At 66.1% G+C, this 11,311-nt stretch carries 9 protein-coding genes and 1 tRNA gene; 2 read left to right on the forward strand and 8 right to left on the reverse strand.

The features are described 5' to 3' along the window. Positions 1-259 precede the first annotated feature (259 nt). Both QP997_RS05305 and QP997_RS05310 read left to right on the forward strand, forming a co-directional pair. Complete coding sequence (locus QP997_RS05305; protein WP_284846510.1) at positions 260-1,819, forward strand: catalase; 1,560 nt, start codon at positions 260-262, stop codon at positions 1,817-1,819. A gap of 50 nt (positions 1,820-1,869) precedes the next feature. Continuing rightward, a complete protein-coding gene (locus QP997_RS05310; RefSeq protein ID WP_015382035.1) occupies positions 1,870-2,295 on the forward strand; it encodes an organic hydroperoxide resistance protein in 426 nt (141 codons plus the stop codon). A 90-nt stretch (positions 2,296-2,385) separates the two neighbouring features. Here the strand turns inward: QP997_RS05310 and QP997_RS05315 are convergent, their stop codons facing one another. From QP997_RS05315 to QP997_RS05350, 8 genes are all read right to left on the reverse strand, one after another. Then, positions 2,386-2,817 (reverse strand): Na+/H+ antiporter subunit G, encoded by a 432-nt coding sequence (locus QP997_RS05315; RefSeq protein WP_070759225.1) that lies wholly within the window; start codon positions 2,815-2,817, stop codon positions 2,386-2,388. A gap of 3 nt (positions 2,818-2,820) precedes the next feature. Further along, on the reverse strand, positions 2,821-3,099 hold the full coding sequence (locus QP997_RS05320) for a cation:proton antiporter (protein ID WP_070759227.1): 279 nt from the start codon (positions 3,097-3,099) through the stop codon (positions 2,821-2,823). After that, positions 3,100-3,810, reverse strand: coding sequence for a Na+/H+ antiporter subunit E (locus QP997_RS05325; protein ID WP_148811343.1), 711 nt, complete (start codon positions 3,808-3,810; stop codon positions 3,100-3,102). Continuing rightward, a complete protein-coding gene (locus tag QP997_RS05330) occupies positions 3,810-5,576 on the reverse strand; it encodes a monovalent cation/H+ antiporter subunit D family protein (protein ID WP_284846461.1) in 1,767 nt (588 codons plus the stop codon). Before QP997_RS05330 ends, QP997_RS05325 begins: the two co-directional genes overlap by 1 nt. Then, the gene (locus tag QP997_RS05335) at positions 5,576-6,094 is read right to left on the reverse strand and encodes a cation:proton antiporter subunit C (protein WP_284846462.1); all 519 of its coding nucleotides are present in this window, start codon (positions 6,092-6,094) and stop codon (positions 5,576-5,578) included. The genes QP997_RS05330 and QP997_RS05335 overlap by 1 nt, the downstream gene beginning before the upstream one ends. Next, complete coding sequence (locus tag QP997_RS05340) at positions 6,091-9,462, reverse strand: DUF4040 family protein (protein ID WP_284846463.1); 3,372 nt, start codon at positions 9,460-9,462, stop codon at positions 6,091-6,093. Before QP997_RS05340 ends, QP997_RS05335 begins: the two co-directional genes overlap by 4 nt. A gap of 541 nt (positions 9,463-10,003) precedes the next feature. Then, positions 10,004-10,080: transfer RNA gene (locus QP997_RS05345), tRNA-Pro, on the reverse strand. Between the two features lie 135 nt (positions 10,081-10,215). Beyond that, entirely contained in the window at positions 10,216-11,154 is a 939-nt protein-coding gene (locus QP997_RS05350) for a metallophosphoesterase (protein ID WP_502870435.1), read from the reverse strand. Between the last annotated feature and the right edge of the window lie 157 nt (positions 11,155-11,311).

Raw genomic sequence — 11,311 nt, forward strand, 5'->3', positions numbered from 1 at the left:
GCGGTTTTGAAGCTTTTCTCCGCGCCGGGATGCGGGCGGGACGGCGGTCAAGGCTTTGATAGGCGGGGGCGATGGTTGCGCGCCGATTCAATAGGGTTTAGCCTATTGAATAGACCTTGATTGATAGGTAAACGCTGTGGCGGCATAGTCGCCACTGTGGCAACCTGAGTGATGGAAGCCACATTCCCTAAGGAGGACCACCGTGACTGACCACAAGAACACTGGCAACCTGACCGCCAAGGACATCGCATCCCGAGGCATGTGCCCCGTCACCGGTCACGCCACCCGAAACAACGGTGCCCCCATCACCACCCAGGAGCACTCCGCCACCGTCGGAGACCAGGGGCCGATCGCGCTGCACGACGTCTCGTTGGTGGAGAAGCACCAGTCCTTCAACCGCGAGCGCATCCCGGAGCGCAACGTCCACGCCAAGGGATCCGGTGCGTTCGGCGAGCTGACCATCACCGAGGACGTCTCCCAGTACACGAAGGCAGACCTCTTCCAGAAGGGGCGCGTCACCCCGATGTTGGCCCGCTTCTCCACGGTCGCCGGTGAGCTCGGCTTCCCGGACACCGTGCGCGACGTGCGTGGCTTCAGCCTGAAGTTCTACACCCAGGAGGGCAACTACGACATCGTGGGCAACAACACCCCGGTGTTCTTCCTCCGCGACGGCGTGAAATTCCCGGACTTCATCCGCTCCCAGAAGCGCCTGAACAATGGCCTGCGCTCTGCGGACATGCAGTGGGACTTCTGGACCCGCTCCCCAGAATCCGCCCACCAGGTCACCTACCTCATGGGTGACCGCGGCATCCCGGCCACCTTCCGCCACATGGACGGCTTCGGCTCCCACACTTACCAGTGGATCAACGCCTCCGGTGAGCGCTTCTGGGTGAAGTACCACTTCAAGACCCGCCAGGGCTGGAAGACTCTCACCGACGAAGAGGCCAACAAGATCGTCGGTTCCGGCGACTTCGACCACAACCGCCAGGACCTCTTCGACGCCATCGAGCGCGGCGACTACCCGACCTGGGACGTCAAGGTGCAGATCATGCCCTTCGAGGAGGCCAAGGACTACCGCTGGAACCCCTTCGACCTGACCAAGACCTGGTCTCAGAAGGACTACCCGCTGATCGACGTCGGCCACTTCACGCTGAACCAGAACCCGGAGAACCACTTCGCACAGATCGAGCAGGCCGCTTTCGCGCCGTCGAACATCGTGCCGGGCGTGGGCTTCTCCCCGGACAAGATGCTGCTCGCCCGCGTCTTCGCCTACCAGGACGTCCAGCGCTACCGCCTCGGCGCGAATAACTCCCAGCTGCCGGTCAACCGCCCGATCCGCAAGGACCTGAACCGGTACAACACCAAGGACGGCGCGATGGCCTATGAGTTCCCGCCACGCGACACCCCGGTGTACTCCCCGAACCGCTTCGAGCGCGGCGAGGGCACCCAGGACACCTCCGACGGTTCCGGCGTGGTCCAGAAGGGCGTGGCTGCCGGCGAGTCCCAGTACGGCTTCGGCCGCGGCGCGGAGTCCGGCACCGGCCTGGCTGATGAGCTGGGACTGTTCGACGAGAACTACGGCGGCGACCTGACCTTCGGCGCATACCACCGCCACCCGGAGGACGACGACTTCGTGCAGGCCGGTCAGCTCGTCCGCGAGGTCATGGATGACGAGCAGCGCGAGCGCCTGGCCAAGAACATCGCAGGTGCGATGGCCGGTGTCTCCGAGCAGGTGGAACAGCAGTGCTACACCTACTGGGGCCACGTGGACGAGAACCTCGCCGCTCGCGTGAAGGAAGTCTTCACCGCCAGCAAGTAAGTACACTCGGGCAGCAGAGCAAGGTTAAGCAACCAGCGAAGGAGTTTTCGATGAGCAAGGCGCTGTACAACGCGAAGGCACTGTCCACCGGCGGCGGCCGCGACGGCCACGTCGCTACCTCGGACCGCCAGATCGACCTGGACGTCCGCCCGCCGAAGGAGCTCGGCGGCTCTGGCGAGGGCACCAACCCGGAGCAGCTCGTCGCTGCCGGCTGGGCGGCCTGCTTCAACGGTGCACTGCAGAAGCAGATGAAGGACAACGATGTGGACCTCTCCAAGGCCCCTGAGGTCCTGGTGGAGTGCACCCTGAACTCCGTCGACGAGGGCTTCCGCATCACCTCCCGCATCGAGGCCACCCTCTTCGGCGTGGATCAGGCGCAGGCCGACGAGCTCGTGCAGGCGGCCCACGCCTTCTGCCCGTACTCCAAAGCGATGCGCGGCGACACCGATGTGGAGGTCGTCGCCAAGGTCGCCTAAGCCGCTGACTAACTAGCACACAGCGAAAGGCCGCCCGGAGGACATCCTCTGGGCGGCCTTCGCGCTATCTGGGGGAGGGGAGCAGCGGCGCTACTTCGCGTCCGGCTGGCGGGTACCACCGGAGAGTGGCACCGTGTGATCCCAGTGGGTGGCGTGCAGCGCGCGCCCCATAAAGAAGGAACCCACCGAGCTGATCACCAGGAAGGCCGTGATCGCGACGCAGGCGCGGATCAGATAGCCCAGCACGAATCCCTCGGTGGCGAAGTGGAAGACCAGGTTCGCGCAGATCAGCAGCGGAATACCCACGCCCATTGCGGGGCCGGTCATGTTCAGCTGGCTCAGCGCATCTGGGGCCAGGTACATCGCGCGGGCGGACACCAGCACGAACACGGAGCCGGTGATCGCCAGGATGCCGATCAGCACGACCGCGAACCAGCTCGGCTCCTGGTACTCAACCTGCTCGGATGCAGCCAACAGCAGCTCGTTCGTAGACGCAGCGGTAGCAGCGGTAGAAACAGCCATGGTTTAGCGCCTCCCTCGGGTGATAATGCGGGCCGCGGCACCAGTCGACAGGGCGGAAAACAGCCCGGCGAACATCGCGACCTCGTAGGTAATCGCCGTGTGGTTAAAGATGCTCAAGCACAGGAACAGCGCGATCATGCAGGCGAAAAGCATGTCGGACAGCACCGCGCGGCGCCCGTCGTTCTTGGTGGTCACCGCACGGTACAGCACCGTCAGCAAACCAAGGACGATGATCGCCGCGGCGATGCCGACCAGGATGTAGAGCAGCGTTGTGGGTTCCATCTACTTCCCCTTTTTCTTCTTCTGGTCGCGGTACTTGTTCGGGTACAGGGGGTCGCGGAAGCCGTAGTCCTCGTGCTTCGGGGCGTCCTCCTTCGCACCGTCCTCGGAGTCCTCGCTCAGGACGGCGGCGACGTAGGCCGCGGCGTGCGGGGTGGAGTCCACCTTCTCCACGTCGAAGACCGTCTCGTCGGAGGCACGGCCACCGCGGGAACCACGGAAACCGCGAGGTCCCGGACGACCCCGCTCCACGAGGGAGTCGACGTCGAAGTTCTGCTTGATGCCCTTCACCGACGGCACCAGCGTCTCCTCCATCTCGGCGAAGCCCTCCATCAGCTCCAGCGGATCCTGGCCGTACATGGCGTGGATCGCGAGGTAGCGCTGCGCGGTATCGCGGTGCTGCACCTCGTACTCGCTGGACTTGACCTCGAAAGCGTCGTTGAGGGAGCGCTCGCCGCGCTCCGCGTCGTAGTCGACCTCCTTCGGACCCGTGATACCCAGGGCCAGCGTGCCCGGGGTGATGGTGATGGAGGCCGCGAGGGCGGCGATATTGCGTTCCTTACGGACCCGCAGCGGGTAGTAGATCACCACCGGGGCGATGCGGCGGCCGGTGCCGAAGGTGTCGATCATCATCACGATCGACTCCTTGATCACCTGGCCGATCAGCCAGCCCGCGTAGAACAGGCAGTGGAAGGGGACTTTCCAGGGCTTCATTAGCGTGCTCCTTCCTGACCACCGGCATTATCGGCGGTGGCGTTATCGGCAGTGTCCGCATCGCCGTGGGCAACCTCGGACACGCCCTGCGGCTCATCCGCACCCGGCACGTGCGCCAGTCCGGACGGCCCCGGGGCCAGCACCTGCCCGATCGGGCCAGGCCCGCCCACCAGCTCGTCGGACTGGTTGGCGCCGAAAACGGTGCTGACGTACTCGGTGGTGTCGATGAGGTCCTCCGCTGCCCGGTTGGTGATGGAGAAGATTGGGCCCGCGGCGAAGAAGATCACCACGGAGACCACGGCCATCGCGGCAGACGGGAGCACGTACTTCGGCTTGATGCGCAGATCCGGGTCCGCCTCGTTGCGGTTCATCGGACGGCCCCAGAAGATCTCGCGCCACACGTAGATCATGCTCAGCAGCGCGCCGATGGAGGTCAGGATGATCGTGCCGATCGCCAGCCACGCCTTCCAGCTGCCGTCCTCGGCAATGCCGAAGACCAGCGCCAGCTTGCCCCACAGGCCGGAGAAGGGTGGGAAGCCCACGATCGCCAGCGCGCCGGCGGCGAACACCGTCGCCACGAAGGGGTCGCGGCGCATCAGGCCGTGCAGCGGGCGGAGCCTGCCGTGGCCATAGGTCTCCTCGATCGCGCCACCGGCCATGATGAGGCTGGCGGCGATCACCATGTGGTGCAGCATGTAGAACAGTCCAGCGCCCAGCACCAGGGTCGGGCGGGCGGAGAGGAAGGCCAGCGGGATCAGCATGTACGGGATGCCGTTGACCATCTGGTAGGCCAGTACCCCGCGGATCGTGTTCTCCGACAGGCCCGCGAAGCCACCGATGAACATGCCCAGGACCATGATGACGAGGATCGCCCACGCGTAGCGGGCGTCCCCCTCGAAGACGGTCATGTAGACGCGCAGGATGCCGTAGACCGCGACCTTCGTGTGCAGGCCGGAGAACAGTGCCATCACCGCCGGGGAGGTGAACGGGTACGCCCGCGGCAGCCAGGTGTGCGTCGGGGTGACACCGGCCTTGACGGACAGGGCCAGCAGCACCATGCCGAGGGCGACCACCAGCTGCCACTGCGTGCCGTGGATACCATCGGCGAAGCCCGCCTCGCCACGCGGACCGGCGGCACCAGCCAGGGCTGCGAGGTTCGTCGTGCCGACCACGGCGTAGGTCATCACCACACCGGAGACCAGCAGCAGGGAGGTCACCAGGTTCACCACGATGAACGTGCGGGCCGCGGCCAGACGACCCCAGGTTCCGGTCATCGCCACCAGCCCGAAGGACGGCATCAGCATGACCTCGATGAACACGAAGAGGTTGAACAGGTCCGCGGTGAGGATCGCGCCCCACGCGCCACCCAGCAGCATCAGCACGAGGGCGGGGTAGAAGCGGGCGCGCATCTCACCCACGACGAGGGCGAACCAGTTGGCCACCAACGCCACCAGCGCGGTGGTGAAGATCATCAGGGCGCTCAGCGTGTCCGCGGCCAGCGGGATCGCCACGCCGCCCACGAAGTTACCGACGTTATCGGCGATCACCGACTCGTCGCCGCCGAAGCGGACCAGCAGCCAGCCGGAGGTCGCCAGCCCGAAAGCCGGTACCAGCAGTGCCAGCAGGTTCCGGGCCTTCGCCCAGGGCAAGAAGGTGCACAGGCCGGCGGCAATGAGTGGCACCACGACGAACAGGGCGAGAACCGCCCCGTCAGTAAAAGCGTCCGGGGACTGTGGGTTGTTAGCCGCAAGGAGCAGGGACGTCATTATCGCTCCTCCTTGTTGTTATTTTTGCTGTTCCCGGCGCCGCTACCGGCACCGTGGGGGCCACCCTTACCGTAGGGCGCACCCAGCGTGTCTGCCTGTGGGGTGTGCTTCGTAGCCGCCGCCTGTTCGGCCTCCTTTGCCACCTGCTCGGTGTCCGTGTGCCGCGAGAGGGTGGACAGCCCGCGGAACGTGCGTGCGGCGCGCTCCGGATCCTCCGCAGAGGCGGTGTCGTCGTCCCGCCCCACGGCAGCCAGCGCGAGCATGACGGCCGTCGCCGCCATGGAGATCACGATGGCCGTCAGCACGAAGGCCTGGGGGAGCGGGTCGCCGGCCTCGGCGGCGCTCGTGCGGTTCATCAGCGGTTCACTGCGCCACACCGGCACGCCGGCACCGAGGATCATGAGGTTCACGCCGTGGCTGATCAGGGACAGCCCCAGAATCTGGCGGAGCATGCCTCGCTGGAGGATGAGGTAGACACCGCCACCGACGAGGATTGCGATGATTGCTGCAAGAATCACTGGTCGTCTCCTCTCCGCTTCTTTTCCTGGGGTGCTGGGTTTACTTGGCCTCGTTTGCTGCGCAGTTCGTCGAGTTCTCGGTCGAATGCGTCGTGGCCGGTGAGCCGCCGTTCTCGGCGTTTGCGGGCCTTGAACTCCGCGTCGGTTTCCTCCCGGTGGGCGGGGGCTGCGTCCTTTGCCTTAACGACGCCGCTCTTCCCAAACTCGGCAGCGTGTTCCGCGGCATCTGCCGGCCGGGCCTCCGGGAGGGGGCTCACGGAGCCGGCGGGCCGCTTTGCGGACTCACGCTCCGAGCGGTGCCGGGCTTCCGCCTCGCGGGCGGCGCGGCTGACCTCGGAGGGGTTGAGCACGATATTGGAGCCACCGATGCGCACCGCGACGGGGGACTGGCTGAAGGCCTCGGCCACCGTGCGCTTCGCCGACTCGCTGGCCTGCTGTGCGGAGGCCGGGTGCGTCTTGGCCGGGATGTAGCGCTCCTGGTTGGCCCGGGCGTACTGGTTGCCCGGGCGGTCGCGGCCGCCGAGCTGGTTGATGACCACGACGATGAGCCCGAAGACGGCGAAGTAGATGCCGCCGTCGAAGAGCAGCGAGGTCGTCAGGTGCTGGCCCAGGAACGTGCCGTGCAGCGGCGCCAGGTAGGAGCCCTGCAGGAAGCCCAGCAGGCCGGTGCACAGGGCCAGCAGCATGCCGATGCCGATGAGCGTGTAGCCCAGGTTGTCGGAACCCAGCTTCCGGGCGCGGGACTGCGCCAGGTACCAGAAGAACAGGCCACAGGCTGCGACGAGGGCTGCGAGGAAGCCACCGCCCGGGGCGTTGTGACCACGCCAGAAGGTGATCAGCGAAAGGATGACCACGATCGGGATCAGCGGGTACAGCGTCATGCGCGGCAGGATCGAGTTCAGGTGGGTGGAGCGCAGGTTCTTGGAGTAGAACGGCGCGAGCTCCGGGACCTTGTGGACGTCCGGGAAGCGGGTCTGACCCGGTGCGCGGAACGCCTCGGAGGTCGAGCCCGGGCCGTAACCTGGCTTCGGGGAGCGTGGCATGGAGGAGATGATCGCTGCGATGACGATGCCCGCCATGCCGAGGACGATCAGCTCGCCCAACGTATCGTAGCCACGGAATTCCACGAGGATCGCGGCGACGACGTTGTCCGCGCCGGTGGCGTCCGGGGTGTTCTCCAGGTACCACTCCGCCAGCTCCGGGCGCGGGTGACGGCTCTGCAGCAGCCAGACGCCGAAGAAGGTCACCAGGCCAACGACCGTGGCGATCATGGTGGCGAAGCGGGCGCGGTTCTCGCCCTCGCGCAGGTAGAGGCGTGGCTGGTGGCGGACCACCAGCATCATGATGACGGTCACGCACAGCTCGACGAGCAGGTTCGTCTGGGCGACATCCGGGGCGCCGAGGGTGAGCATCATGAAGGAGACACCCACGCCGACCATGCCGACGAGCACGACGGAGGCCAGGCGCGAACGGGTGCCGAGCAGGGCGGTGAGTGCCGCGCCGATGATGAGCAGGCCGATCAGGTCGGTGACGCGGTCCGCGCCCTCCATGCGGGCCGGCAGATCGCCGAGGCCGTGCAGGCGGCCCGGTCCGATCAGGCTGAACAGCCCCAGGGTGATGAACATCGCCAGGATCCAGAACACGTGGCGGTTGGCGGCCATGGAGTTGGCCGGGGCGGCGACCACGCGGCCGAAGCGGATCATCCACTCCGTGACCAGGTGGATGATCTCCGCGCCGGTGTAGGGGCCGAGCGGCTGGTGCTGGAACCAGCGGAAGATGGCCTTGCGCTGGAAGATGCCGATCACACCCAGCACCATCACGATCACGGAGATCACGAGTGGGGCGTTGACGCCGTGCCACATCGTCAGGTGGGTCTGCGCCTCACCCACGCCGGTGGCCACGGCGATGTTATCCAGCCAGCTTTCCGGCCAGGCCAGGAAGAACACGGCAGGCAGGGAGAGCAGACCCGGCAGGGCGGCGGGCAGCCAGAGACTGACCGGGGCCTCGCGGGTCTCGGACTCGTCCGTCTTGCCGTCGACGAAGGCGCCGAAGACATAGCGGGCGGAGTACATGAACGTCGCCAGGGCGCCGATGCCAGCGACCGCCAGCAGCACCCAGACACCGGCCTGGGAGAACGGTGCCTCCTGGAAGGCGGTAAGCATGCCCTCCTTGGAAACAAATCCCAGGGTCGGGGGGATCGCAGCCATGGAGCCGGCGGCGACGACCGCGGACCAGAAGGTGAAGGGCATGCGGCGCCACAGCGAGCCCAGGCGTCGGGTATCGCGGGAGCCTGCCTGGTGGTCGACCACGCCGACCAGCATGAACAGGGAGGACTTGAAGAGAGCGTGCGCCGCGGTGTGCACGATCGCCGCGGTGATGGCGAAGGGGGTGCCCACGCCGATGGTGGCCACGATCCAGCCCAGCTGGGAGACCGTGGAGTACGCGGTGAGCTTCTTCAGGTCCGTCTTCTGCATGGCGAACAAGGCGGCCATGAGAGCGGTGACCATGCCGATGATGATCAGCGTGTAGTGCCAGATCATTGTTCCCTGGAAGATTCCCGAGAAGCGCAGCAGCAGGTAGACACCAGCCTTGACGACCGCTGCGGCGTGCAGGAACGCGGAGACCGGGGTGTCCGCGGCCATGGCCTCGGGCAGCCAGAAGTGGAAGGGGATCTGCGCGGCCTTGGAGAAGCCCGCCATCGCGATCAGCACGGCGGTCACGCCAGTGAGCACCGCGTTATTGCCCCAGCTCGGGTTCGCGAGGATATCGGCCAACTGGGTGGAGCCGGTGACGCCGACCATGATGCCCAGCGCGGCGATGAGGAACAGGCCTCCCACGAAGGTCAGGATCAGGGTTCGGGTGGAACCGGCCTGGCCCGAGCTGCCGGAGCGGGCGATGAGGAAGAAGGAGGCCAGCGAGACCAGTTCCCAGCCGATGAACAGCAGGGCGACGTCGCTAGCCAGCACGAGCAGCAGCACCGCGAGCATGAAGGCGGTCATCAGCAGGTAGAAGCTGAGGATCTTCTCGCCCGGGTGCAGGTAGCGCGTGGAGTAGATGAACACCACTGCGCCGATGAGCAGCGCGAGCAGCGTGAAGAAGAGGCTGAGCGCGTCCATTGTCAGCCCGAAGGTGATGTCCCCGCCATCGGGGTGTGCGGAGGTGGCGGGTAGCGCACCTTCAATCCAGGTCGCTGACCAGCGGTGTGCACCGCCCTCCATCGGGACGCGCGCGTGCTTGAGGACGTACCCCGCCAGCGCGACGAAGGTGATTGCTAGTGGCCAGCCCGCGTTTCGGTCGAGAACTTTGACCAGCAGTGGAACTAAAACGAGGGCCACCGCAACGGTGGCTGGGATCGCAAGCAGAGCCACGTGCTAAAAACACCCCAACTAAGGACTCGGTGTGCGGCCCCGGGGGACCCGCAGCCAGCGGCTGCTGGTCGCGGACCCTGGAGGCGCGGCGTGCAAAGGTCTAACGCACAGACCTGCGTTGTCCGGTGGCGGTTGTGGCGCGCGGGCGCCGGATGCTTTCCGCGGTGCGACTCGTGGTGACGGCGCTCTGTGCGGATAAACCCGGGGGCTCGAGCGTCACAATGTGATGCGGATAGCAGTTATGCGACTTTCTCAGTCTATCAGCCAGGTTGTGAGATCCAACACGAGGCCCCTTTTGGCACTTTTGTCACACTCGCCACATGGGCAACAGGGTGATGTCGAGGTGCGCCAAGTCTACGGGTCTGGCGGCGGCCTGGTCTGACCTCATCGCCGTGCCAGGCACGTGCCAGATCCATGCCAGATCGCGCAAAGGTGGGTGGTACTGCAGTCTGCCGTAGTCTGCGGAGCGAATTGCGGTGACTGGTGCTTGAGCAGCAGATACGAAGGAAGCCCCGGCCGAAAGGCCAGGGCTTCAATCACGTGGTCGGGATAACAGGATTTGAACCTGCGACCCCCTCGTCCCGAACGAGGTGCGCTACCAAACTGCGCCATATCCCGGTCATAGGCTGCGAGGGTTTTCCTGCCGGTTGATCCGGTCGGAAGATCTCCGCAACGGTTCCTTACTATAACGGGTGATCCCCGGAAGAGAAAAACTGGGGTGGGGTTAAGGGCTAAGAACGCAGGTCGTACCCGCTAGTCCTCCCGTTCCACCACGTGGATCAGAGTCGCGGATGGGCGGCAGAAAATCCGGAAGGGCACGTACTTCGAGTTCCCCAGGCCGTTCGTCACGTGTAGCCACGTCCGCTCCGTCCACCGGGACAGCCCCTGCGCGCGGGACCGGTCGATGCCGCAATTCGTGACGATCGCCCGGCTTCCCGGCAGGCACAACTGCCCGCCGTGAGTATGCCCGGAAAGCACCAGCTGGTAACCATCGGCCGCGAATTGATCCAGCACCGCCGGCTCAGGGGAGTGCGATAGCCCGATGCTCAAGTCCGCATCCGCATTCGGCGCGCCCGCCACCTGCGAGTAATCCGCCAGGTCGTGGTGTGGGTCGTCCACACCCGTGACCGCGAGCCGGATCATCTTTGGTTCCCCGCTTCCCACCGGCGCATCGGTCTCCAGCGGGAACTCCAGGCGGGCGTGGGTGGCGTCCTGCCAACCGTGCTCGATGAAGGCCGCACGCATCCCGCGCCACGGCAACTGCACGCGCGATGGCTTGCGCTTCTTGCCCAGCAGGTAGATGAACGGGTTCACCGGCTTCGGCGCGAAGTAGTCATTGCTGCCGAACACGAACACGCCCGGGCGCTCGAACAGCGGGTCCAGTGCGCGCAGCACGCCCGGCACTGCCTCGTGCTCGCCGAGGTTATCGCCCGTGTTCACCACCAGGTCCGGGTCGAGCTCGATGAGGCCCGCGACCCACGACTGCTTCAGCCGCTGACCTGCAAGCATGTGCAGGTCAGAGACATGCAGGATGCGCAGTGAATCCCAGTGAGAGGGCAGCGTGCCCGGCTCCAGCAGCGGGACGGTGACTTCCTTCAGCTCGAACTGCCGAATCTCGCGGTTCGCTGCGAGCAGCACGCCGACCCCCGCCGCGGCGAGTCCCGCCACCCCAGCGCCGATTGCCCCGATCAGGCGGGGTGCGGTGCGGTTGCCGTTCCCTGCCTTTTTCTTCAGGACGCCAACCCCCAGCGGGGCGTTCGGCTTCCCCGCTACCCACGGCAGTCGGGGCAGGCGGGCACGGAACTTCGAGGTCTTGCGCTTCAACACGGGTTTAAGTCTATCCACCGTG

The organism is Corynebacterium sp. MSK039 (assembly GCF_030232315.1).
GTDB lineage: Bacteria > Actinomycetota > Actinomycetes > Mycobacteriales > Mycobacteriaceae > Corynebacterium.

Bases quoted from the DNA above. Each gene is read 5' to 3' on its own strand.
- QP997_RS05325 (WP_148811343.1), bottom strand. From the start codon at position 3,810: ATGAAGCCCTGGAAAGTCCCCTTCCACTGCCTGTTCTACGCGGGCTGG.
- QP997_RS05310 (WP_015382035.1), top strand. From the start codon at position 1,870: ATGAGCAAGGCGCTGTACAACGCGAAGGCACTGTCCACCGGCGGCGGC.
- QP997_RS05305 (WP_284846510.1), top strand. From the start codon at position 260: ATGTGCCCCGTCACCGGTCACGCCACCCGAAACAACGGTGCCCCCATC.
- QP997_RS05330 (WP_284846461.1), bottom strand. From the start codon at position 5,576: ATGACGTCCCTGCTCCTTGCGGCTAACAACCCACAGTCCCCGGACGCT.
- QP997_RS05315 (WP_070759225.1), bottom strand. From the start codon at position 2,817: ATGGCTGTTTCTACCGCTGCTACCGCTGCGTCTACGAACGAGCTGCTG.
- QP997_RS05320 (WP_070759227.1), bottom strand. From the start codon at position 3,099: ATGGAACCCACAACGCTGCTCTACATCCTGGTCGGCATCGCCGCGGCG.